This window comes from Mycobacterium sp. E740 (genome assembly GCF_001672895.1).
Taxonomy (GTDB): Bacteria; Actinomycetota; Actinomycetes; order Mycobacteriales; family Mycobacteriaceae; genus Mycobacterium.
In genome coordinates this window covers 1-21,478 of record NZ_LZKP01000180.1, presented here as the reverse complement: position 1 = coordinate 21,478, position 21,478 = coordinate 1, and the positions used below count along the sequence as shown (strand labels likewise).

At 68.7% G+C, this 21,478-nt stretch carries 25 protein-coding genes; 17 read left to right on the top strand and 8 right to left on the bottom strand.

Translation table 11 applies throughout. The annotated features are described in order from the left end of the window. Positions 1-3: 3 nt before the first annotated feature. Positions 4-1,155, top strand: coding sequence for an FAD-dependent oxidoreductase (locus A5663_RS17675; RefSeq protein ID WP_068151912.1), 1,152 nt, complete (start codon positions 4-6; stop codon positions 1,153-1,155). On the opposite strand, the gene lipE is transcribed toward A5663_RS17675, so the two are convergent. The 4 genes from lipE to A5663_RS17655 form a co-directional block, all read right to left on the bottom strand. Further along, positions 1,101-2,342: a lipase LipE gene (gene lipE, locus A5663_RS17670; protein WP_068151906.1), complete on the bottom strand. Its 1,242-nt coding sequence runs from the start codon at positions 2,340-2,342 to the stop codon at positions 1,101-1,103. The genes A5663_RS17675 and lipE overlap by 55 nt on opposite strands. Further along, positions 2,339-2,824, bottom strand: coding sequence for a peroxynitrite isomerase (locus A5663_RS17665; protein ID WP_068151903.1), 486 nt, complete (start codon positions 2,822-2,824; stop codon positions 2,339-2,341). The genes lipE and A5663_RS17665 overlap by 4 nt, the downstream gene beginning before the upstream one ends. A gap of 9 nt (positions 2,825-2,833) precedes the next feature. Further along, positions 2,834-3,376: a hypothetical protein gene (locus A5663_RS17660; protein WP_068151900.1), complete on the bottom strand. Its 543-nt coding sequence runs from the start codon at positions 3,374-3,376 to the stop codon at positions 2,834-2,836. A gap of 104 nt (positions 3,377-3,480) precedes the next feature. Continuing rightward, the gene (locus tag A5663_RS17655) at positions 3,481-3,879 is read right to left on the bottom strand and encodes a heme-binding protein (RefSeq protein WP_068151899.1); all 399 of its coding nucleotides are present in this window, start codon (positions 3,877-3,879) and stop codon (positions 3,481-3,483) included. 353 nt (positions 3,880-4,232) lie between these two features. Here A5663_RS17655 and A5663_RS17650 point away from each other — a divergent pair, with 353 nt between their 5' ends. From A5663_RS17650 to A5663_RS17640, 3 genes are read left to right on the top strand one after another with little or no spacing between them, the layout of a single operon-like run. After that, positions 4,233-4,640, top strand: coding sequence for a VOC family protein (locus tag A5663_RS17650; RefSeq protein ID WP_068151948.1), 408 nt, complete (start codon positions 4,233-4,235; stop codon positions 4,638-4,640). Further along, entirely contained in the window at positions 4,637-5,485 is an 849-nt protein-coding gene (locus A5663_RS17645; protein WP_068151897.1) for a rhomboid family intramembrane serine protease, read from the top strand. The genes A5663_RS17650 and A5663_RS17645 overlap by 4 nt, the downstream gene beginning before the upstream one ends. Before the next feature lie 9 nt (positions 5,486-5,494). Beyond that, the gene (locus A5663_RS17640; protein ID WP_068151894.1) at positions 5,495-6,295 is read left to right on the top strand and encodes a hypothetical protein; all 801 of its coding nucleotides are present in this window, start codon (positions 5,495-5,497) and stop codon (positions 6,293-6,295) included. Here A5663_RS17640 and A5663_RS17635 read toward each other — a convergent pair. Further along, entirely contained in the window at positions 6,288-6,947 is a 660-nt protein-coding gene (locus tag A5663_RS17635) for an O-methyltransferase (protein ID WP_068151891.1), read from the bottom strand. The genes A5663_RS17640 and A5663_RS17635 overlap by 8 nt on opposite strands. 68 nt (positions 6,948-7,015) lie before the next feature. Between A5663_RS17635 and A5663_RS17630 the strand changes: the two genes are divergently transcribed. The 9 genes from A5663_RS17630 (at position 7,016) to A5663_RS17590 (ending at position 14,777) form a co-directional block, all read left to right on the top strand. Next, positions 7,016-7,987, top strand: a complete 972-nt coding sequence (locus A5663_RS17630; protein WP_068151889.1) for a DUF4129 domain-containing protein — start codon at positions 7,016-7,018, stop codon at positions 7,985-7,987. Then, positions 7,984-8,469: a hypothetical protein gene (locus A5663_RS17625; protein WP_068151884.1), complete on the top strand. Its 486-nt coding sequence runs from the start codon at positions 7,984-7,986 to the stop codon at positions 8,467-8,469. Before A5663_RS17630 ends, A5663_RS17625 begins: the two co-directional genes overlap by 4 nt. After that, a complete protein-coding gene (locus A5663_RS17620; protein ID WP_068151880.1) occupies positions 8,466-9,431 on the top strand; it encodes a MoxR family ATPase in 966 nt (321 codons plus the stop codon). The genes A5663_RS17625 and A5663_RS17620 overlap by 4 nt, the downstream gene beginning before the upstream one ends. Continuing rightward, entirely contained in the window at positions 9,428-10,675 is a 1,248-nt protein-coding gene (locus A5663_RS17615) for a DUF58 domain-containing protein (RefSeq protein ID WP_068151867.1), read from the top strand. The genes A5663_RS17620 and A5663_RS17615 overlap by 4 nt, the downstream gene beginning before the upstream one ends. Further along, positions 10,672-11,106 carry a hypothetical protein gene (locus A5663_RS17610; protein WP_369816659.1) on the top strand — a complete coding sequence of 145 codons (435 nt, stop codon included), beginning with the start codon at positions 10,672-10,674 and terminating at the stop codon, positions 11,104-11,106. The genes A5663_RS17615 and A5663_RS17610 overlap by 4 nt, the downstream gene beginning before the upstream one ends. A 133-nt stretch (positions 11,107-11,239) precedes the next feature. Beyond that, positions 11,240-12,622: an HNH endonuclease signature motif containing protein gene (locus tag A5663_RS17605; protein WP_068151865.1), complete on the top strand. Its 1,383-nt coding sequence runs from the start codon at positions 11,240-11,242 to the stop codon at positions 12,620-12,622. A 113-nt stretch (positions 12,623-12,735) separates the two neighbouring features. Next, entirely contained in the window at positions 12,736-14,025 is a 1,290-nt protein-coding gene (locus tag A5663_RS17600) for an MFS transporter (RefSeq protein ID WP_068151863.1), read from the top strand. Positions 14,026-14,085: 60 nt separating this feature from the next. After that, a complete protein-coding gene (locus A5663_RS17595; RefSeq protein ID WP_068151862.1) occupies positions 14,086-14,472 on the top strand; it encodes a hypothetical protein in 387 nt (128 codons plus the stop codon). A gap of 20 nt (positions 14,473-14,492) precedes the next feature. Continuing rightward, positions 14,493-14,777 (top strand): hypothetical protein, encoded by a 285-nt coding sequence (locus A5663_RS17590; RefSeq protein ID WP_068151858.1) that lies wholly within the window; start codon positions 14,493-14,495, stop codon positions 14,775-14,777. Here A5663_RS17590 and A5663_RS17585 read toward each other — a convergent pair. Beyond that, complete coding sequence (locus A5663_RS17585) at positions 14,774-15,124, bottom strand: aminopeptidase (protein ID WP_068151945.1); 351 nt, start codon at positions 15,122-15,124, stop codon at positions 14,774-14,776. The two genes, A5663_RS17590 and A5663_RS17585, sit on opposite strands and share 4 nt — an antisense overlap. Positions 15,125-15,261: 137 nt before the next feature. Between A5663_RS17585 and A5663_RS17580 the strand changes: the two genes are divergently transcribed. Then, complete coding sequence (locus A5663_RS17580; protein ID WP_068151855.1) at positions 15,262-16,152, top strand: DMT family transporter; 891 nt, start codon at positions 15,262-15,264, stop codon at positions 16,150-16,152. A gap of 28 nt (positions 16,153-16,180) precedes the next feature. Here the strand turns inward: A5663_RS17580 and A5663_RS17575 are convergent, their stop codons facing one another. Beyond that, positions 16,181-18,139: a SpoIIE family protein phosphatase gene (locus A5663_RS17575; protein WP_068151854.1), complete on the bottom strand. Its 1,959-nt coding sequence runs from the start codon at positions 18,137-18,139 to the stop codon at positions 16,181-16,183. 181 nt (positions 18,140-18,320) lie between these two features. On the opposite strand from A5663_RS17575, the gene A5663_RS17570 reads away from it, so the two are divergent. Next, positions 18,321-18,701, top strand: coding sequence for an STAS domain-containing protein (locus A5663_RS17570; protein WP_068151853.1), 381 nt, complete (start codon positions 18,321-18,323; stop codon positions 18,699-18,701). A 76-nt stretch (positions 18,702-18,777) separates the two neighbouring features. Here the strand turns inward: A5663_RS17570 and A5663_RS23865 are convergent, their stop codons facing one another. Next, positions 18,778-19,029, bottom strand: coding sequence for a hypothetical protein (locus tag A5663_RS23865; RefSeq protein WP_068151852.1), 252 nt, complete (start codon positions 19,027-19,029; stop codon positions 18,778-18,780). 91 nt (positions 19,030-19,120) lie between these two features. Here A5663_RS23865 and A5663_RS17560 point away from each other — a divergent pair, with 91 nt between their 5' ends. Together A5663_RS17560 and A5663_RS17555 are read left to right on the top strand one after the other, a co-directional pair. Further along, a complete protein-coding gene (locus tag A5663_RS17560) occupies positions 19,121-20,647 on the top strand; it encodes a protease pro-enzyme activation domain-containing protein (protein ID WP_231976818.1) in 1,527 nt (508 codons plus the stop codon). Beyond that, positions 20,644-21,478 (top strand): hypothetical protein (locus A5663_RS17555; protein ID WP_068151941.1); only part of this gene is annotated, 835 nt, incomplete at its 3' end. The genes A5663_RS17560 and A5663_RS17555, both read left to right, overlap by 4 nt.

Below are 21,478 nucleotides of genomic sequence, written 5' to 3'. Positions count from 1 at the left end.
TGCATGCAGGCCGGGCACCGTCCGCGCGTCGTCATCGCCGGGTTGGGCGACAGCGGTGTGCTGACCGCGATCAAGCTTGCTCGGCACGCCGACGTTGTCGGCATCTCCGCCAAGCCGGGCCTGCTGAGCGGTCAGGAACTCGGCATGCGGCTGAGCCGGCCGAACGACTGGATCCGGTACAACTGGATCACGTTCGACCGGTTTCGCGGCCTCGACTCCGTGCGAACCGTGCACGGCACGCTGACCGGGGTCGACCTCGAAGCGCGAAAAGTGCTCGTGCAGTTGGCGAATGGCGCGCTCACGGCCGAACCCTATGACGCGCTGGTCATTTCGACCGGAGTCACCAATGGCTTCTGGCGTCGACCGCTCGTCCAGACCGCCGGCGAAATCGACACCGATATACGAGCGGCGCACCAGCGTCTGGCCGCGGCCCGTTCCGTCGTCGTCATCGGCGGTGGCGCGGCCGCGGTGAGCAGCGCCGCGAACCTCGCCAGGACATGGCCCGACAAACGCGTGCAGTTGTACTTCCCCGGCGAACGTGCGCTGGTGCACCACCACGCCCGCGTCTGGGACCGGGTCAGCCGTCGACTGGCCGAGCTGGGCGTCGAGACGTACGCCGGTCACCGGGCAGCGCTGCCGGACGGTTTCGGTTGCGACGAGATCACTTCCGGACCGGTGCAGTGGAGCACCGGCCAGGCGGACACCGTCGCGGATGCCGTGTTGTGGGCGATCGGCCGGGTCCGGCCCAACACGCAGTGGCTGCCGCCCGAGCTACTCGACGAGGACGGCTTCGTTCGCGTCACACCGGCGCTGCAGGTGCCCGGCCGGCGCGAGGTGTTCGCGATCGGTGACGTCGCGGCGACCGACGCCCTGCGCTCGTCGGCCCGCAACCGCGCCGACGGCCTGTTGGCGCGCAACATCCGCGCCGAGTTGGCGGGCCGACCGCTCCGTGCCTATCGCCCGGCGAGCCGTCGCTGGGGTTCGGTGCTCGGCCCGCAACCCGATGGGCTCGAGGTGTTCACGCCGCGCGGACAGGCATTCCGGTTCCCCGGTTGGTCGATCGACCGGGTGCTGATGCCCTGGATCGTCTGGCGCGGGTTCTACCGCGGCGTGCGTGGCAGCTCTGACGTGATGCGGTCCAGCAGTGCGGTGTAACGGTTGGCTTCGCGGTGCGGTCCGGGCTTGCCGCTGCTGATCAGTCCCGCGGCGAGCCGCCGTTGCGGATCGGCCCACACGGCGATGTTCGTCAGACCGGTGTGCCCGAACGCCGACGGCGCGTTGCGCCCGAACGGCCCGAACCGCTTCGACCCGAGCATGTAACCGGTGCCCCAGCGCAGCGGGGCCAGCCCGACCGCAACGTCCGGCCGCAGCCGTCGACTTTCGGCGGTCGCGGCGTGCAGCGTCTCGGGGGCCATGATCCGCACGCCGTCGAGTTCGCCGCCCCGCCGCAGCAATTCGGCGAACCGCGACAACTCGAAGGCCGTGGACACGGTGTTCGACGACGGCAGCACGCTGGTGAGGTACTGCGGGCTGTTGGAGAACGGGATGATCTTGTACAGCGAGCCGCCGACGGCCAACCGGAACACGGTGGCCGCGGGTTGGGGCAGCTCCTTTCCGGTCGCGTGGCTCGGCGCCACCGACGGAACATCTTGGGGCGCAACGCCGTAATTGGTCCACCGGAAACCCAGCGGCTGCAGGATCTCGGTCGCCAGGATGTCGCGGATGTTGCGGCCCGCTGCCGCGCCGACGATCTCACGGATCAGCGGACCCCACGTCAGCCCGTGGTAGATGTGCACAAGCCCAGGGCGGTACAGGGGTTTGAGTTCGCCGAGCTTTTCACGGGTGTACTCGCTGTCGTCCATGCGGCTCAGGTCCGGCCGCGGGCCGGTGTGGATCGGGATGCCGGCGCTGTGGGTCATCACGTGCCGGATCGTGGTGCGGTGCTTGCCGTGGCTGGTGTAGCTGGGCAGGTACTCGCAGACGCGGTCGTCGAGCGAGAAGCAGCCCCGCTCCACGAGCATGTGCACCACGGTCGACGTGATCGCTTTGGCCGCCGAGTAGGCGCAGAACGGCGTTTCGGTGGTGACGGGCACTTTCTCGACCGACGGTGGATCGGCCGGACCGTTTCCCCAGCCGTGGCCGATCGCCCGGTTCAGCACGACCTTGCCGTCGTGGCGCAGGCACAACTGGATCGCCGGGTGCATGCCGGCGCGATACCAGTGGCGGACGGACTCCCAGATCCGCTCGACCGACGCCGGGTCGACGCCGGAGTGGTCTTCCTCACCCACCGCTGTCACGGCGTCGAGGTCGGCGGGGACGTCGATCCTCCCGTCCGGTGTCACCCTTCTGCCGTCTTGTGCAGTGTCGCGGCCAGATGATGCTGCATGGGCTGGCCCACTGCGGCCATCCGCAGCGTGTAGGTGAGCTCGTCACCCGCGACGCGTAGCGAACGGCTTAGCGCCGTAACGACTTTCGCTGATGTGGTGCGACCGACGGCCGTCGAGCTCAGCTCGAGCTCGATGACGGAACCGCTGACAGCGAGCGTGCCCTCTTCGATCTCGGTGAGCCCGTTCGGGTGGGCGAGCACCCATTCGGCGCGGCCGGGCGACGGCACCCGCAGAAAACCCGTCTCGGCGTGCAGCGGCCTGCCGTCGTCGGCCGTGGTCGTTTGTCGATACGCCAGAAACGGCTTGCCGACATGAGCGAAGGAGATCTGCTCGGTGTAACCGAACGGCTCGATTGTCGGGTACTCGCCGGAACCCCGACCGGACCAGACGCCGAGCAGCGGCGCCAGTCCGGCGACATCGGCGTGCAACGCGGCCACCGCGACAGGTTAGCCGGGCGCGCCGCTCAGCATGCCTTTGCCGATGAACGCCCCGAGTTGTCCGAGCACGTCACCGGGCGAGGCAGGTGGGGGTGGTGCGGCGTTGGTCTGCTGCCACGGCTGGCAGTCGTTGGTGGTGAACGCGGTGTCTGTCGGCTCGATGCGAACCACCTGAGGCTTCTTGCTGAGCGCGTTGTCGGGCACCTGGCTGTTGTTGACGCGCTTCCAGTAGCAGGCGCCGTCGGCGGCGGCCGGTCCGGCCGACGCGTAGGTCCCCGGAACGATGTCGACGCCCACCTTGTAGGTGCCGTCCTTCTGGATGGACGTGGCCGGCGCCGCCGGCGGCGCGGCAGCGTCGGAGGAACCAGGGGCAGCCGAGGTCTGCGGGGCGTCGGACGGGCTCGCTGCGGCGGACGGTCCCGGTGCGGCGGACGGTCCAGGAGCGGTCGTCGTCCCCGGAATGTGGGGCTCATCGGGCTGCGCGGCCGCCACACCCGCCCCGCCGAGGGCGAGGAGTACCACGGCGACGGCCGCGGGTCGGGTCAGCTTCATAGGGAGACAGTCTAAGCGCATGCGTCCAGGTGCCCGGGAAAAAACCCGTCGCCACAGCTGTGAGCTGCGGCGACGGGTCGATTCAAGCGGAGTCGACTGCAACCTCAGCCGGCCATGAACTCGTCGTAGGCCGACGCGAGGTTCGGCGGCAGCGCCTGGATGTTGCAGGTGCGCTGCACGTCACCGATCGGCGAGAGGATGCCGCGCAGGTCCTGGTACTCCTGCGGGTTGGCGGTGAAGTATCCGCGCAGGGTGGCCGCTGCCTGTTCACGCGGCTGGCTGAACGCGGTGGTCACGGCCTGATTGGCACCCGGGTGGTTGTCCAGGTACGTGCGGGCCGACCCGGTCACAGAGCTGACGGTGCCGGACACGGCGCTGGCGCTGCAGTCCGGTGCGGCCATCGCCGACGGCGCGGTGATGGTTGCTGCCGCCAGGCCCCCGAGAAGGCCGGCGGCACAGGCGCCGGCGAGCGGCCGGCGCGCGGCGATACCACGGAATTTCATGATTGCTTTTCCCTTTTGTGTTGCGTGAATGTGTTGCGTGCATTGCGTTCGCAGCGCTGTCGGCTGCGTTCCCCCCGGTCCCGAAAACCAAGGTACCCAAGGCAAACCGGTGCAAAACACAGCAAAGGCGAGCAGAAATGCGACGCACGCAGGCGTTACACGAATTCGGCGTGATCTGTACCGCAATTTCGGTGAAAGTCGATAAGCGCGCGGCCAGATATTCTGCGCGATCTTGAAAACTCTCAGAATTCGTCGGCGGTCCTTAGGTGATCGTGATCTGGACGGATACCGAATCGTTATCGACGGTGTCACCGTTCGAGGCTCCGGGCGGCGCTGAACCTAAGGTGGGCTGTGTGAAGCTGGACCTGTTGAGCCCCGGCATCGAAGTCGGCCTGGTGACGACGAACCTCGACGCGATGGTCGCGTTCTACGAGGGATTCCTCGAACTCGAACCGCAGGGTGAGATCGAGTTCCCCGGCGGATCACAGCGGCGCTACACGCTGGGCGACAGCGTCCTCAAGCTGGTGACCTACACGCCCCCGCCGCCGGTGCCGGTAGCGGCCGGAGGTGGCCGCGCGCAGGCGGGCCTGCGTTACTTCACGATCGGGGTGAACAACCTGCGCGGTGTCGCCGAGGCGTTCGCCGCCTCCGAGTACGAGGTCGTCGAACCGCTCACCGAGTTCGCGCCGGTGCCGGGCATGGGCTGGATGTTCGTCACCGACCCCGACGGCAACTGGATCGAACTGTTCGGCACGCTGTGACCACACCACCGGTGACGCCGACGTGCTACCGGCACCCTGACCGCGTGACGTATGTGCGCTGCGCCCGGTGCAACCGCTTCATCTGCCCGGAGTGCATGCGCGACGCCGCGGTCGGCCACCAGTGCGTCGAATGCGTCGACGCCGGTGCCCGGGAGATCCGGCCGGTGCGAACTCAATTCGGCGAGCTCACGTCGAACCGACCGGTGGTCACCTACGTGCTGATCGCGTTGAACGTGGTGATGTTCGCACTGCAGATCTCCGTGCCGGGCCTGCAACGCGAACTGGTGCTGCAGTCCTACGCCGTCGCCGACGGCGAGCTGTACCGCCTGCTCACGTCGGCGTTCCTGCACTACGGCGCCGCGCACATCCTGTTCAATATGTGGGCCCTGTACGTGGTGGGTCCGCCGCTGGAAGCGGCACTCGGCAGGCTGCGGTTCTCGACTCTGTACGTGCTCAGCGCATTGGGCGGCTCGGTGCTGGTGTACCTGCTGTCCGCGCCCGTCGCGCAGACCGCAGGAGCGTCGGGCGCGATCTTCGGGTTGTTCGGCGCGGTGTTCGTGGTCGGCAGGCGGCTGAACATGGACGTGCGCTGGGTGGTCGCGCTCATCGCGATCAACCTCGCCTTCACGTTCGTCATACCGCTGGTCAGCTCGCAGAACATCAGCTGGCAGGGCCACATCGGCGGGCTGGTGACCGGAGCGGCTATCGCCACGGCGTACGCCTACGCACCTCGAGGTTCACGCAACGTCGTCCAGGCCGGAGCCACCGCGGCGGCGTTGGTGTTGTTCGCGCTGCTGATCTGGTGGCGAACGGCCGATCTGCTGGCACCGTTCGGCATGGCCTGAGGAGGCGTGATGGGCGACGACGCGCTCGACGAACTGTATGCGGCCAGGCCGGAGGACTTCACCGAGCTGCGCACCAAGCTCGCCGGCGCCGCGAAGAAGCGGGGCGACAGCGACGCGGCGAAACGGATTTCGGCAGCGCGCAAACCGACGACCGCGGCATGGGTGGTCAATCGGCTCGCGCTCGGTGGCGAAGACGTCAAGGGCCGGCTGAAAGACCTCGGTGAGCGGCTGCGCGACGCGCACGCGGCCATGGACGGTGAACGTATCCGCGAGCTGTCCACCGAACAGCGCCGACTGGTCCACGACCTGACCCGCGCGGCGTTCGAGGAGGCAGAGCTCAAGAGTCCCACCGGCGCACTGCGCGACGACGTCACCGGCACTTTGCAGGCAGCCGTCGCCGACCCCGGCGTCGCGGACCGGCTCGGCCGGCTCACCAAGGCTGAAGAATGGTCCGGGTTCGGCGAGTTCGGTGACACCGCAATCGTTTTCAGCCCAGCAAGCAGGCGCAAGCCCGAACCGGCATCGAAACCCTCGCCGAGCGACGACCACGAGGCGCCGCCACGCCGGGAACAACAGCAGGCGCGCGCCGCGCTGACCGCCGCCGAGCACGCCAAAGCCCAAGCCGACGAGGCACTGTCCGAACTGCAGTCCGACCTCGCCGCCGCGCGGTTGCGGCACCAGGATGCCCAGCGGCGCCTGCAGGACGCCGAGGACGCGCTGGCCGCCGCGCAAGACGCCTACGACAAAGCCAAGCAGGCCAGCCGTGACGCCGCGGCCCTCGTGAAGGAAGCCAAGAAGCGCGTCAAGTGACTGCGCGACAGCTGATCTCCATGCTGTCGCTCTCGCGCGCCGGGAACGGCACGCTCACATAACCGTTGGCCGGGTCGCGCACGTAGTCGAGGTACGGCGCGAGTTCGGCCATCGACGTGTTGTCCGCGATGACCAGAGCGCCCGGCGACAGACGGGGCTGCAGCAACTCGAGCACCGGCAGGTAAAGCTCCTTCCAGCCGTCGAGTAGTACGAAATCGACTGCGTCCTCCACGGTTTGCAGGGTGCTCAGCGCATCGCCGGCCAGGACGGTGATCGCGTCGTCGAGGCCGATGTCGGCGAACGTCTTCTTTGCGGCGGCGACTTTGGCCGCGCTCAGTTCGGTGGTGACGACCCGCCCGCTGCCGTTGTCGCGCACGGCCGCGGCCAGGTGGATAGCGGAGATTCCGAGCGACATGCCGAATTCGACGACGGTCGCAGGTCTGCTCGCCCGCACCAGCGCGTAGAGCAGGCGACCGGCCTCCGGCGTGACCGGCAGGTAGAAGTCGCTGAACGCGTCGGCCCGCTCCTGGGCGTCGGACAGGCGGGCGAAGTCGGCGCCCCGGTCCCGCAGCGCGCTCATCTGATCGCGGGACTCGGCGTACATCCGGTCGAGTGCGGCGGCGACTTCGGGGGCCTGCAGTGTGGTGGTCATGGCGTCGAACGTATCGCGCCATCTGAACGCTCGCGGGTGTCCTTCCGTGCCAGGATGGTTTCAGGGCCATGGGCGCTTCCGACACGTCGACGCGACGCGTGATTGTGGTGATCACGCTCATGGTGCTTGCCGTGTGGGCGCTGCGCGGCTACGTCCCGGGGGTCGAGCGAACCGTCGAGCGAGCAGAACCGCACCGCAGCAATCCGGTGGCGCTGGCCGCCGTGGTCGTATTGCTGTGCGCGGCGGTTGCGATCATCGGCTTCGCGATCATCGTGCGGATGAGGGACAGGCGTCCCCGCCGCACCCCGATGGGCGAGTTGCCGCGCAGCGCCGGCTCCGCAGACCGGCCGACGTGGCGGTTCGCGATCGTCGCGCTCGCGGCGGTCATCGGACTGCTGGTGCTGATAGCGGTGCTGTCGCGCGTTGTGCAACCGGGGCCGATCGAGCAGCCCGGCCCCACGGCCAATTCCGAGCGCGCGGTCCGCGACGATCCGCCGTCGCCGCGTCCGCCGGCCGACGACGACGGGGCCGACGACGAGGCCGACGGAAACGTCGTCAGCTATCTCATCCCACCGATGCTGATCCTGATGGCGCTCGTCGTCGTCGGCACAGCGGTCACTTCCCGGCGTCAGGGACACCTCCCGGCTCCGGCGGCTCCCGTAGCGGCTGTCCGAGGACCGACCGCACCGGCGGCCACCACGTCGCTCGCCAGGGCGGCCGAAGTCGGGCTCGCCGAGATCGGTGACCTCAGCCGCGAGCCGCGGGAGGCGATCATCGCGTGCTACGCCGCGATGGAACGCGAGCTGACGCGGGTCCCCGGTGCGGCGCCCCAGGCGTACGACACGCCGACGGAAGTCCTCGCCCGCGCGGTCGCCAGCGGCGCGTTGCGCTCCGACAGCGCAACCGAACTCGTCGACCTGTTCGAAGAGGCGCGATTCTCGCCGCATGTGATGAACGAGTCCCACCGCGATGCCGCCGTGCAGGTCCTGAACCGGGTGCTGGCCGAGCTACCGCAGCGCCCCTCGGTGGTGACGCCGTGAAAAGACTTGTGGCAGCGGCGTTTCTGTTGGTCGCCGGTGCGGAGCTGATCGCCATCGCGGGACGCGACCGGCAACTGGTGCTGATCATCGCGGGCTGCGCGCTCGCGTTGGCGCTGCTCGGCTTGCGATGGCAGCTCGCCCGCGAAGCCGACATCGGTGCCGAGCCGGTGATCACCGATGATGCTGCGGAATCGTTGCGCCGCTGGCGGTCTCGCACCGAGACACTGATCAGCCGCTCGGAGGCCACCCGCACCGACTGGGACCGGCATCTTCGGCCCATGCTCGCCAGGCAGTTCGAGTTGGCGACGGGCCAGCGGCGGACGCGCAACCGCGCCGCCTATCACGCGACCGGTGAGATGCTGTTCGGCCCCGAGCTCTGGCAGTGGGTCAACCCCGAGAACGTCGAGAAGGGCCGGGTGGAGAAACCCGGGCCCGGCCGCGCGACGCTCGACGAGATTCTGCAACGGTTGGAGCGGGTATGACGGCGGGACTTCCCGCGGCGACGACGACCGCGAACTGCGAGACGGTGCTCGACGAGATCGGGCGGGTGGTGGTCGGCAAGCGCGCGGCGCTGTCGCTGATCCTCACCACCGTGCTGGCCGGCGGGCATGTGCTCATCGAGGATCTGCCCGGTCTCGGCAAGACGCTGATCGCCAGATCGTTCGCGGCTGCGCTCGGCCTGGAGTTCAAGCGCGTGCAGTTCACCCCTGACCTGTTGCCCGCAGACCTGCTCGGCTCCACGGTGTACGACATGCAGTCGGGCCGCTTCGAGTTTCGGCCCGGGCCGATCTTCACCAACTTGCTGCTCGCCGACGAGATCAACCGGACACCGCCGAAGACCCAGGCGGCCCTGCTCGAAGCGATGGCTGAAAGCCAGGTCAGCATCGACGGCGCCACCCACAAGCTGCCGGCGCCGTTCGTCGTGCTGGCGACAGACAACCCGATCGAGTACGAGGGCACCTATCCGCTTCCGGAAGCCCAGCTCGACCGCTTCACGATCCGGCTCGAACTGCGGTACCTGTCCGAGCAGGAGGAGACGTCGATGTTGCGTCGCCGCATCGACCGTGGTTCGGCCGAACCGACCGTCGCGCAGGTCGTCGACGCGCACGACCTCGTCGCGATGCGGGAGTCCGTCGAGCAGGTCACCGTGCACGACGACGTGCTGCGCTATGTCGTGGCGTTGGCCGCCGCCACCCGTCAGCACCCGCAGATCGCTGTCGGCGCCAGCCCCCGGGCCGAGCTGGACCTCGTGCAACTCGCCCGTGCGCGGGCACTGCTGCTCGGCCGCGACTACGTCGTACCAGAGGACGTGAAATCGCTTGCCGTGCCGGCGATTGCGCACCGCATCACGTTACGGCCGGAAATGTGGGTGAGGCGCGTCCGGGGCAGCGATGTGGTCGACGAACTGCTGCGCCGGCTGCCGGTGCCGCGGACCGACTCGTGATCGACGCCCGCTCCGCGGAAGTCGAGTTACGCTGGCGTGCTTCGTCTCTCGCGCAGGCGCTGCTGACCGTTGCGGCGGTGTCCATGGCCGCGGCGGTGATCCTTTCGCGGTGGCAACTGGTCGTCTTCGCCGCACCGCTGATCGGCGTGCTGTGCTCGGTCGGCTGGCAGCGGCCGTCGCCGCAGGTGCGTGTGCACAGTGACCCCGGCCTCCACCGGTGCTTCGAGGGGGAACCGGCGCGGATCACGGTGTCGGCGGAGGCCGGAGACGACGCGGTAGCGGTGAGAACCGTTGCAGTCAAGGGGATGACGCTCGAGGACACCGATCGCCAGAGCGCAAGCCGGCAGACAGTGACCGCGTCAGCCACCCGGTGGGGGCGGTACCCCCTGCAGGCGCAGGTGACCGTCTCCGCGCGCGGTGGACTGGTCGAGGGCACCGGAACGGTCGACGCCGCGGACGTCTACGTGTTCCCGATGACCCCGCCGCAGTCCACTGCGCTGCCACGCACCGAACTCCTCGACCGGCTCGGCACCCATCTGACCCGGCACATCGGCCCGGGCGTCGAGTACGCCGACGTCCGACGATATGTGCCGGGCGATCATCTGCGAACGGTCAACTGGGCGGTGAGCGCCCGGCGAGGCAGCCTGCATGTCACCGAGCGGCTCACGGACCGCGCCGTCGACGTCGTGGTGCTGATCGACAACTACGCGCAACCGGCCGGACCCGCGACCGAAGCCACCGAGCGCACCGCACGCGGAGCGGTGCAGGTGGTGCAGAGCGCGTTGCGCAGCGGCGACCGGGCCGGCGTCGTCGCGCTCGGAGACCGGCACCCGCGCTGGCTGGGCGCCGACATCGGCCGACGGCAGTTCTACCGCGTGCTCGACGCGATGCTGGGCGTGAGCGGCGGCTACGACACCACTTCGGGCACGCTCGCTCCGCGCGCGGCGGTCCCGCCCGGCGCAGTCGTCGTCGCGTTCTCGACGATGCTCGACACCGAGTTCGCGCTGGCGTTGATCGACCTGCGCAAGCGCGGGCACACCGTCGTCGCGGTCGACGTGCTGCAGGGTGCGCCGTTTGAGGACGGCTGCGACCCGCTGGTGGCCCGGATGTGGTCGCTGCAGCGGTCGTTCATGTATCGCGACATGGGGACCGTCGGTGTCGACATCGTGGCGTGGCGTGAGGAGAACACGCTCGACCAGGCCATGCAGTTGGTGCCCGAACATCGAGTGCGGAGGCGACGGTGAACCGGGTTGTGAACAGGGCGTTGTCGACGGCGTTCGGCCTGGTGATGGTGGCTGCTGCCGCGCTGCAGGCCGACGGCGCGGCGCTGGTGATTTGCACGGTTGCTGTCGCTTTCGTGTTGATAGGCAACGTGTTTCGCGTAGTGGCCACGCTGGCGGTGCTGTCGATGTCCGCGGCGATCGTGGTCGGCTCGGCGGCGCCTGCGGTCGCCGCGGTGTGCGGTTTGTCGGCGGCGGCGTATCTGGTGCTGCGGCACACGGGCGTCATCTCGATGCCGACAGCGCTTGGGGCGCTCGGTTTCACGACCGTTGCGTTGGTGGCGGTGGCCCTGCCGCTGTCGTTGCCGTGGGTGCCGTTGGTCGCGCCGCTCGCGGTCCTGGGGGCGGTGGTGTTGGCGACGCGGCCGTTCTGGGTAAGCGGTTCGCGTAGCTGACGCGGGTACCACTCGGCACTGACAACTTTGGGCATCGTCATCCGGTTGTCCCCAACTCCGGGTTCATCCACAGATCGTTCGGCAGTTCCGCTGAGGGCTCCTGCGCCGTGTGAATGGCGGATAGCGTTGAGTCATGGCGGGTTTCGTTACGGGCGAGGTGGCGCGGGGGCGTGTGCGCGTGCTGCTGGATCGGATCGACGCCGCCCAGGACGAACTGCGGGAGCTGTCGACCGATGAGGCGGGCACCGCGTTCCGTGTGCAGATGGCGGAGCGGCTGGAGACGCAACAGCGTGTCAACCGCGGGTTGATGTACCGCGTGTTCGCCGAGCTCGCCAATCCACCGGATGAGACGGGGCCTGATCCCGATGTGATCGACAAGCTGTGGGCACGGTTGCGGATCGCGCCGAAAGAACTCAAACGCCGCTTCAAGGTCGCAGCCCGTATTCGTCCGCGAGCGGCATTGACAGGCGCGCCCCTGCCTCCGGAACTGCCGGCGGTTGCCGACGCGGTCGAGGCGGGCGCGATCGGCGAGGACCACCTTCACGTGATCACGCATTGCATGGACGGACTGCCGTCCAACGTCTCGGTGGCCGACCGCACGGAAGTCGAGGAGAGCCTGGTGCGGGAAGCGGCGAAGACCGATGCCGAGGCGGTGCGCATCGTCGGGCGGCGCATCGACGAGATCTTCAACCCTGACGGGCATTACGACGAGACCGACCGGGCCCGGCGGCGTGGGCTGGTGTTGGGTCGTCAGGGCCGCGACGGTATGTCCCGCCTCAGCGGTTGGATCGACCCAGAAACACGGTGCTACGTCGAAACGGCCACCGCAGCGGTGCGGCCGGGGCGACACCTGCCCGACGGCAGTGTCGCCGAAACGCCCGACGATCGGTCGATGTCGCAGCGGTGCCACGACGGCATCAAGCTCGGCCTGAAGGCGGGCATTGCGTCGGGCGAACTGGGTAAGCATCGCGGGCATGCGGTCACGGTCATCGTGCGCACCACGCTGGCCGAGCTGAACCAGGCCGCCCACGCAGCGGTCGACCCGAACGTGTGGATGCCGGCGCCGGCGAGCACCGGCGGCAACACCGCGCTGCCGATGCGCGACGTGATCCGGATGGCCACCGACGCCATCCACTATCTCGCGGTCTTCGACGACCACACTGAGCGTCCGCTCTACCTGGGCAGGAAAAAACGCATCGCCACCGTCGATCAGCGCATCATCTGTTACGCGCGCGATGGGGGGTGCACGCGACCGGGTTGCACAGAACCGGGTTACCACTGCGAGGTGCATCATTGCCCGGACTGGGCAGACGGTGGGGTCACCGACGCCGACATGCTGTTCTTCGCCTGCGGACGCGACCACACCGCGGTGAGCGAGGGCCGCTGGCGCACCAGCGTCACCGAAACCGGGCGACTGGCGTGGCACAACGACAGCCATCCGCCGGAGGTCAACCGGCTGCACCACCCCGAAGAACTCCTGCGGGGCAACACCGATCCACCCGACGAGGATTGTTGAGGGCATACCGGGAACCGGCGCAAAACGTCACCGCGCTCCCGATATCGTCGTAGGACTGCTTATCGGCTGGTAAGCGAAATGGTCAGCGGGACGCTTACTTTCAGGAGGGTGGCATGCCGAGCGATGTCCGCAGGGCGGTCACCGGCGCGTCGATCGGCAACGCGGTCGAGTGGTTCGACTTCGCCATCTACGGCTTCCTGGCGACGTTCATCGCCGCGAAGTTCTTCCCGGCGGGCAACGAAACCGCGGCACTGCTCAACACGTTCGCGATATTCGCGGCCGCGTTCTTCATGCGGCCGTTGGGCGGGTTCGTCTTCGGGCCGCTCGGCGACAAACTCGGTCGACAGCGGGTGCTGGCCCTGGTGATCCTGCTGATGTCCAGCGCGACGGTGCTGATCGGGCTGTTGCCCACCTACGCCTCGATCGGTGTGGCAGCCCCGCTGCTGCTGTTGTTCCTGCGCTGCCTGCAAGGCTTCTCGGCGGGCGGCGAATATGGCGGCGGCGCAGTGTATCTCGCTGAGTTCGCGGATGAACACCGGCGCGGGCAGACGATCACGTTCATGGTGTGGTCCGGCGTGTTGGGCTTCCTCGTCGGCTCGGCGTCGGTGACGCTGCTGCAGGCGCTGCTGCCCGCCGCAGCGATGGAGAGTTACGGCTGGCGAATTCCCTTCCTGCTTGCCGGGCCGCTGGGCCTCGTCGGCCTCTACATCCGGTTGCGCCTCGACGACACTCCGCAGTTCGCCGAGCTCAGCAGGAGCGAGCGGGTGGCGAAGTCCCCGCTGCGCGAGGCGGTGACGACGTCCTGGCGGCCGATCCTGCAGGTGATCGGCGTGTTCATCGTCTTCAACGTCGGCTACTACGTGGTGTTCACGTTTCTGCCGACCTACTTCATCAAGACGCTCGGGTTCACCAAAACCGACGCGTTCTTGTCCATGACGATGGCGAGTTCCGTTGCGCTGGTGCTCATCCTCCCGCTGGCCGCGCTTTCGGACCGCATCGGACGCCGGCCGATGCTGATCGCGGGCTCGCTGGCATTCCTCGTGTTCGGCTATCCGCTGTTCGCACTGTTGAATTCGGGATCGCTGACGGCCGCTGTCGCCGCCCACTGCGGGCTTGCGGTCATCGAGTCCATCTACGTCTCGACTGCGGTGTCGGCGGGCGTCGAACTGTTCGCCACCGTGGTGCGCTACAGCGGGTTCTCGATCGGCTACAACATCTGCGTAGCCGGTTTCGGTGGCACGACGCCTTACGTCGTCACCTGGCTCACCGCGGAGACCGGCGATCATCTGGCCCCCGCGTACTACCTCACAGCGGCCGCCGTGGTCTCGCTCGCGGCAGTCCTGACGTTGCGGGAGTCCGCAGGCCGGCCGCTCGCGCAGACCAGCGACCAGCTAGCCGGATAGAAAGCAGACTCCGACCGTGCTTTCAGCGGCCTGGCAGTTCGTCGCCCTACTTTAGGTCCGATGACGGGACTCCACCTCCGCACCGTCGGCCTCGCCGCGGCGACAGCGATCACGCTGTTCGGCGCGGGACCGTCTATCGACACCGCGAACGCCGACGACTACACCGGGCTGACGTACAGCGACGCGGCGGCCAAGCTCAGCCAGGCGGGCAAGAAGGCGGTCGTCGAAAGCAGGTCCGGCGATATGCTGCCCCAGGACCAGTGCATCGTGACCCACTCTCAGCCGGCGCCGTGGCTCAAAGGCGACCGGTTCACACCGGTCACGAACACCGTCCTGCTCAACCTGAACTGCAACGCGAAGGTCGCGTCGGCGAATCAACCCGGCAACTCCGCCGCCAGCCCCGAAGGGCGCGAGGCGATCAAGGAAGCCAAGCAGAAGAACCAGTAGTTCGCGGCTAGTGTGGGCCCATGAAGCTTCGCGTGATGCCCTACGTCACGGTCGAGATCGACGATCGGCTGCGCCGTCGCGTCCGCTCGGCCGGCGAGCGCCTGCGCCTCAACCTCCGCGCCTATCTGTTGAGCGCCGCCGACGACGTCGACACGGCCAGCGACAAGGTGCGGGGCCTGTGTGACCGGGCCGTCGACCGCGTCGACGCCGTCGTGGCAGGCGTCAACGACAAGATCGCACCCGAGGGTTCCGATGGGGAGGTCCCGCGGCTGCGTGTGGTCACCGGCGGCCGCGAGGCCGTCTAACCCGCCCGGGCGGTGCGGCCGCCGACGAAGAAGCTGCCGACCAGCACCACCAAACCGACGATCGCCACCGGGATGGTCCACGAGCGCCGTCCGGAGACCGCCGACTGGCACTCTGCGACGTAATCGGGCGGATCCTGAGTCAGCTCGTCGATTATCGGCAGGTTCTTGAGCTGGTTCGGATCATTGCTGTTGGCCTGGCGGGCCGCGGAGTCGTCCGCCGCAATCGCGTTGCCGCACCCGATCTTCTGGTTGTCGGGGCCCGAAATCGACACCGGCACCAGCAGGCCGATGATTCCGACCAGCAGTACGACTCCACCGGCCAGCAAGATCAAGCGTCGCAAGTTCATGATCGGTTTGATGCCCCGATCGGCGGGGCACCAAACCTGCCGAGCGGGCAGCTGCAAGCGCCCGCGGTTCATATGTTGTGCTTGTCCGATGTGCTCGCCATGGCCGGTTAGGAGCCGAACACTTTGGTAGGCCCGCTTTGATAAGTCAGGGTCTGGTCGTTCTTCTCGCTCTGCTCGCCGCGGTCTTCCTGGCGGTCGGCATCGTGGTGCGCCAGCGCGCCACCATGGACGTACCAGAAGAGCACGGCGTCAGCGGCGTGATGGTGATGACGCTGCTGCGCAGACCGCTGTGGTGGGCCGGCACCGCCGCCGCCGTGGCCGGCTACGTCTTCCAGGCTCTCGCGTTGGCCAAGGGGTCGCTGCTGCTGGTGCAGCCGATCCTGGTGTCGGCCCTGCTGTTCGCGCTGCCGCTGAGCGCCCGGCTGGCCAATCGCCGGGTCACCCGCGGCGAATGGATGTGGGCGATGGTGCTCACCGCGGCGCTGGCCGTGTTCGTGGTGCTGGCCAAGACCCGGCCCGGCGACTACGAAGCCTCGGCCCCGCTGTCGGCACTCGTCGCGGTCGTGTGCACGTGTGCGGTGCTGGCGTGTGTCGTCATCGCCGTCCGCGCGGGCGGCTGGCGGCGGGCGGTGCTGCTCGCGGTCGCGGTAGGTGTGTTGTTCGGCGTCGTCGCGGTGCTGACGAAGATCGTCATGCACCTGCTCACCCACGAGGGCGTCACGACCGTGCTCACCACGCCCGCGCTGTACCTGCTGCTGCTGCTCGGTGTCGTCGCGGTGTTCCTGCAACAGTCCGCATTTCACGCGGGCTCGTTGCAGACCTCCGTGCCGACGATGCTGGTGCTCGAACCCGTCATCGCCGTCGTGCTCGGTGCCCTGGTGCTCGGTGAGGACATGACCGTCAACGGCGGCAAGGCCGTCGCGATCGCGATCGCGCTGACCGCGATGGGGGCGGCGACGATCGCGCTCGGCCGTGACGAAGGCGCACTCGAGGAGCAACTGGAGGCGGCCGCCAAGCGCCGGTCCTAAAAACCGTTGTGCGAGAACGGCCCAACGCTCACGGCGTCAGCGCAAACGTCATCTCCACGGTGGTGCCGGCCGGAGTGCCGTCGAGGTCGACGTGATCGCTGACCGCGCGCATCAGCAGAATGCCGCGGCCCCGCGTGCCGGGATCGGCGGCCGGCGCCTTCCACGATCCGAAGTCGCTGACCCGGACGTGAACGGCGGCGTCGTGCAGCTCCGCTTCGACGCGCATGCGGCCGGGATCGCGGCCGCGGTAGGCGTGCTCGATGCTGTTGGAGCAGGCTTCGTTGACGACGAGGACGAGGTCGGCCGCCGCCGTGTCGGACACACCATTCGCCGTGAGCCAAGCCGCCAACCGATGCCGAACCTCGGTCAACTTCGGCGCCGTAGCGGCGTCGTCGATGACGAGCGCGGCCCGCGGCGACCGGTAGAGCACGATCGCTACGTCGTCGTCATAACCCTGCTCGGGTGCCAGCCTGCGCAGCACCGCGTCGGCGACCTCTTCGATCGGCAGGTCCGCCGAATCAGCCACCACGGCGGCCAGTTGATCGATCTGGTCGTCGATCGGCCGGTGCCGGCGTTCGACCAGCCCGTCGGTGTAGAGCATCAGCGTCGAACCCGGCGCCAGCTGATGAGTCGCCTGGGGACGGGGGCGGGGATGCCGCACCGCCAGCGGAACCGACTGCGCCGCGCCCAGTAGCTGCGGAGGCGCCGCATCGGAAACCAGGACGGGCGGCACATGTCCCGCGCTGCTGTAGTGCACGGTCGCCGATGCGGTGTCGATGATCGCGACGAACACGGTGGTGCAGAACGCGTCCGGGATGAACTCGGCGACGGAGTCGAGATGTTCGAGCACGGCCGACGGCTGCGCGCCGGTCAGCAGTAAAGCTCGCGTCGACGCGCGCAACTGCCCCATCACCGCGGCGGCCGCCAGGCCGCGGCCCACGCAGTCACCGACCACCAGCCCGATTCGGCCTTCGCCGACGGGAAGCACGTCGTAGAAGTCGCCGCCGATCTCGAGCGGGTGCACCGCGGGCTCGTAGCGGACGGCGAAACCCGCCGGCAGATCGGTCGGGGCCAGCAGTGACCGCTGCAACGTCAGCGACGTCTCCCGGGCGGTCTCGAACTGCCGGACATGCTGCATGGCCAGGCTGAGGTGGCCGACCAGCGCCGAGACCAGGCGCCGGTCCTCTGCGCTGACGACCCGCGGAACGCGGTGCTCGAGGCACAGCACGACGTCTCGAGCGCCGGACAGCACAGCGACGAAACCCCTTGTGGTGCCGGCGCTGGGCGCCCCGCCCACCGGCGTCACGGTCAGCGGTATCCACCTGCGGGCGTCTTCGAACGTGCGGCGCCAGTCGTCGCTGAGGTCGTCCCAGCCGGCCACCGCCGGTTCGCCGGCGACCCGAACCGTCGGCTGCTCGCCCTCGGCTTTGGGCCACATGATCGCCATCAGCCGTTGCGCGTCCAGCGGTAGCCGGCACTGTGCCAGCGTGATGCCCAGTACTTCATCAACGCTCTTGGCGACGCTCACCGCGGTCGCCAGCCGCGCGACCGCCCGGTCGCGCTCCGCGGCGGCCCGCGGGCCGGTGACGTCGCGGATGGTGCCGACGTACAGGCCGCTGCGCGACTGCGGATCCGAGACGGCGTTGATGCTGATCACCACCCACCGGATGCGGCCGTCGCGGTGGCGGATCTTCGACTCGGCGGTGATCCTGCCGTTGCGGACGAGCGTGCGCCTTCTCTCGTTCGCCACTGCTTCGTCGACCGCCCACGGATGAGGCATCGGATAGGGCAGGCCTTCGTCGCCGTATCCGGTGATCTCGGCGAACGCGGCGTTGATCTCGATGACGCACCCGGTGGCGTCGGCGACGAAGAAGCCCTCCTGCAACGAGTTGACCAACGCCCCGCGGAACTCGTCGCGATCTTGGAGATCGTCGGCGCGCACCCGCTCCCGTTCGTGACGGTGCTGAAGATCTGCGGGGTCGGTCATGTTCGGAGCAGTCGGCCCTCCCGGCTCGCGCTCACCAGGATCGCCGAGCGCACAGGTCTCTTTCCGACACTAGCCTGCGCATCGCGGCATGAACCGTTCAAGCTTTGATCTGCGTGGGCGCGTCACGCGATAAGCTCGGCTCCATTGCCGTCGTGGTGGCGGCGTTGACCGGAGGACGGCCTTGTCACGTAATGACCCGATTTCCACCTCGATCTCACACGAGGGCGGCATCGCCGTGCTGGCCGTCGGCGGCGACGTCGACCTCGCCACCGTCCCCTCGTTCCAAGCGGCGATCACCGAGGCGCTGACCCAGGAGCCCACTGCGCTGGTGGTGGATCTCTCGACGGTGGACTTCCTCGCTTCCGCGGGCCTGCAGGCGCTGGTCGCGACGCACGAGAACGTCAGCAAGTGCGCCCGATTCGCGGTGGTCGCAGACGGCCCAGCGACCAGTCGGCCGATCCAGCTGACGGGCCTCGATCAGGTCTTCTCGCTGTATTCGTCGGTGGACGAGGCCCTCGCAACGCTGAACTCGGGTGCGCAAGCGCCGGGCGGGGCCGACTAGCTGCGCGTTTCGTCCGATTTTGATTTAGAGTTCTGGCACTGGTCGGGACAGATAGGACTGAAACCATGGGGTCAGCTCAGTTGGGTCGTCGCATCGCCGCCGTCGCCGGTGGCACCGCCGCCGTGGTGATGGTCATGTTTGCCGCTTCGTGCTCCAACGAAGGGAAGCAGGGGCCGCAGGAGACGACGACCACCACGACGACGACCACGACGAGCACTTCGGCGGTCCTGCCCACCGAGAAGGCACCGCGCATCGATCCGAACGGCCCCCACCCCTTCTCGCCGACGGTCATCGCGCCACCAGCGCCGTCGGCCACCCACCCGCGCACCGGCTAGCACCGGTCGGCGTTCTGCGGACGTACGACGGCCGTGAGTGCCCGGCGACTCGGTGCGCTGGCGATGATCGTGGTCGGCCTGTCGATGTTCGCCTCCGACCTGCGCCCCGCACGCGGGGGCGCTGAGGCGATCACCGGGCCGTACGCCTACCTGCTGGCGAACTCGAGCGACCTCGGACCGTCGGATGACCGCGACGCACAGCTCACCGTCGCGTTACGCGAAAGCCGCCGTCCTGCAGCACTTTTCGCATGGGCGGCCGGTCGCGGACTGTCCGTCCGCTGGCATCCGGGACAGCGGTGGGCGGTGGTGGCGGGTCCTGCGGCGGCCCTCGCCGAGTCGCTCGACGTCGAGGTGCACGACTACCGGGGCCGGCGCGGCCAGGTGTTCTACGCCTCCCCGCAACAGCCCGCCGTACCGGACGCCCTGCGCGCAGAGGTGTCCGAACTCGGCCGGATCCTCGGGTATCTGCCGCACCGCACCGCGCACACCTGGACCGTCCCGCTGGATGTGCCGGACAAAGGTCTGACGCCGCAAGCGCTGCTCAACACCTACAACGTGACTCCGCTGACGACCTCCGGTTACACCGGAGCGGGCACGACGATCGTGTTCTTCGCGTTCGACGGCTTCGCTCAGGCCGATCTCGACTCGTTCGCCGACACCTATCGACTACCTCGGTTCACTCCCGAGGTGGTCGGCGGCCAGCTCGACGAACCGCGCGGCGAGACGACGATGGACTTGGAGGTGGCGCACGCGATCGCGCCCCAGGCCCGCAAGGTCGTCGTCAGCGCCCGGCCGACCGTCGCCGCCGACGGCACGTTCGGGAAGATCGGCGAGATGTTCGCCGAGACCGACCGGCGGTTTCCAGGCGCGGTGTGGAGCCTGTCGATCGGCTGGGGCTGCGACAAGCTGATCACGGCAGCCGACGTCGCCCCGGTGCGAGCCGCGCTGGCGACCGCGCAGGCCCATGGCACGACGGCGTTCGATGCGAGCGGCGACCTCGCCGGACTGGAATGCAAGGGTGGTGCCGACTGGTCCTCGCCGCCGGGTGACGCCGACATCGGCCTGGACTCCGTCGCGTCGCTGCCCGAGATGACCGGTGTCGGCGGCACGACGCTGTCCACCGACGGACAGGGGCGATGGCTGTCCGAGCAGGCCTGGTTCGACGTTCCACTGTCGGTGGGCACCGGAGGCGGCGCCTCGACGTTGTTCGACCGCCCGCCGTGGCAGCGTGCCCTGCCGGGCGCCGCCGACCGCCGGCTCACCCCGGACATCTCGGCGGTGGCCGATCCGTTCACCGGCGTGCGCATCGTCTTCAAACAGACGCCGCTGGTGGGTGGCGGAACCTCGCAGGCGGCACCGATCTGGGCGGGACTGACGGCGGTGATGAACCAGTACCTGCTCGCCAACGGCGGTCGGGCCATCGGTGACCTGAACCCGCTGCTGTACCGCATCGCGCAGGGCGCTCCGCTTCCGGCTTTCCGAGATGTGACGCTCGGCGGCAACGTCGTCGCCGACGCCGCACCCGGCTATGACCTCGTCAGCGGCCTGGGCACCCCGGACGTCGACAACCTGGTGCGCAACCTGCTCATCCTGCAGAAGGTGTCGGTATGAGCAACCCCGTTCCAACCACCGAATGCCGGGTCTGCCGGGTGGACGTGCCCGCGGGCGAGTACTGCGGATTGTGCGGCTGCCATCTGACCCCGCGGCGCGGCGAGGGCCCGGACTGGTTGCGGCTGCGCGACTTCGGCGCCGCGCCCGACGAGCACCTGCTTGCGCTGTCGGTCGCGAGCTCGCTGTTTCCGCATCTGCCGCAGCGATCACGGACCGCGTTTCGCGTCGGCCTGGCGGTGCTGCTCGCGGTGCTGATCGCTGTGACCCTGCTGCGGTTGCCCGCTGCGCTGGTGACGGTCGCGGCGCTCGGCCTGCCGCTGCTGTTTGGCCTGTACCTCTACGAGTCGGATGCGTTGCGCGACTTGCCCCTTCGCTACATCGCCTTGGCGACCGTGTTGGCGGCGGGACTCGGCGTCGGCTGGGTCCTGCTGACCGGAGCGATGGTCGCGCGCTCGTACGGTGTCGCGTTGGGTGCCGCAGTGGTGGGTGCGCGGTTGCTGCGCGACGGCATCGGCATCCCGCTCGGCGGCGTCCTACTCATGCTGCTGCCTGCCGTGCTCGTTCGGCTGCTGCGACCGTCGTCGCGAGAAGCGTTGGACGGCTTCATGATCGGCACTCTGGCGGCGCTCACCTTCACCGCCGCGGCGACGCTGACGCGGCTGGCGCCGCAGTTCGGCACCGGCATGGTGAGCAGAGCACCGATGGAGAGCCTGCTCGTCGAGGCGGGCATCCGGGGAATCGCGGTGCCGTTGACCGCCGCGGCGGCGGGCGGATTGATCGGTGCAGCACTCTGGTTCACCCGTCCGCCGAGCAAGCGGCAACAGCGGGCGG

What these genes read in the sequence shown, in the direction of transcription:
- A5663_RS17675 (WP_068151912.1), top strand. Translation starts at nt 4, where the DNA reads ATGCAGGCCGGGCACCGTCCGCGCGTCGTCATCGCCGGGTTGGGCGAC.
- A5663_RS17660 (WP_068151900.1), bottom strand. Translation starts at nt 3,376, where the DNA reads ATGAAGCTGACCCGACCCGCGGCCGTCGCCGTGGTACTCCTCGCCCTC.
- A5663_RS17655 (WP_068151899.1), bottom strand. Translation starts at nt 3,879, where the DNA reads ATGAAATTCCGTGGTATCGCCGCGCGCCGGCCGCTCGCCGGCGCCTGT.
- A5663_RS17640 (WP_068151894.1), top strand. Translation starts at nt 5,495, where the DNA reads ATGGGCGACGACGCGCTCGACGAACTGTATGCGGCCAGGCCGGAGGAC.
- A5663_RS17635 (WP_068151891.1), bottom strand. Translation starts at nt 6,947, where the DNA reads ATGACCACCACACTGCAGGCCCCCGAAGTCGCCGCCGCACTCGACCGG.
- A5663_RS17630 (WP_068151889.1), top strand. Translation starts at nt 7,016, where the DNA reads ATGGGCGCTTCCGACACGTCGACGCGACGCGTGATTGTGGTGATCACG.
- A5663_RS17620 (WP_068151880.1), top strand. Translation starts at nt 8,466, where the DNA reads ATGACGGCGGGACTTCCCGCGGCGACGACGACCGCGAACTGCGAGACG.
- A5663_RS17605 (WP_068151865.1), top strand. Translation starts at nt 11,240, where the DNA reads ATGGCGGGTTTCGTTACGGGCGAGGTGGCGCGGGGGCGTGTGCGCGTG.
- A5663_RS17600 (WP_068151863.1), top strand. Translation starts at nt 12,736, where the DNA reads ATGCCGAGCGATGTCCGCAGGGCGGTCACCGGCGCGTCGATCGGCAAC.
- A5663_RS17595 (WP_068151862.1), top strand. Translation starts at nt 14,086, where the DNA reads ATGACGGGACTCCACCTCCGCACCGTCGGCCTCGCCGCGGCGACAGCG.
- A5663_RS17590 (WP_068151858.1), top strand. Translation starts at nt 14,493, where the DNA reads ATGAAGCTTCGCGTGATGCCCTACGTCACGGTCGAGATCGACGATCGG.
- A5663_RS17585 (WP_068151945.1), bottom strand. Translation starts at nt 15,124, where the DNA reads ATGAACTTGCGACGCTTGATCTTGCTGGCCGGTGGAGTCGTACTGCTG.
- A5663_RS17575 (WP_068151854.1), bottom strand. Translation starts at nt 18,139, where the DNA reads ATGACCGACCCCGCAGATCTTCAGCACCGTCACGAACGGGAGCGGGTG.
- A5663_RS17560 (WP_231976818.1), top strand. Translation starts at nt 19,121, where the DNA reads ATGTTCGCCTCCGACCTGCGCCCCGCACGCGGGGGCGCTGAGGCGATC.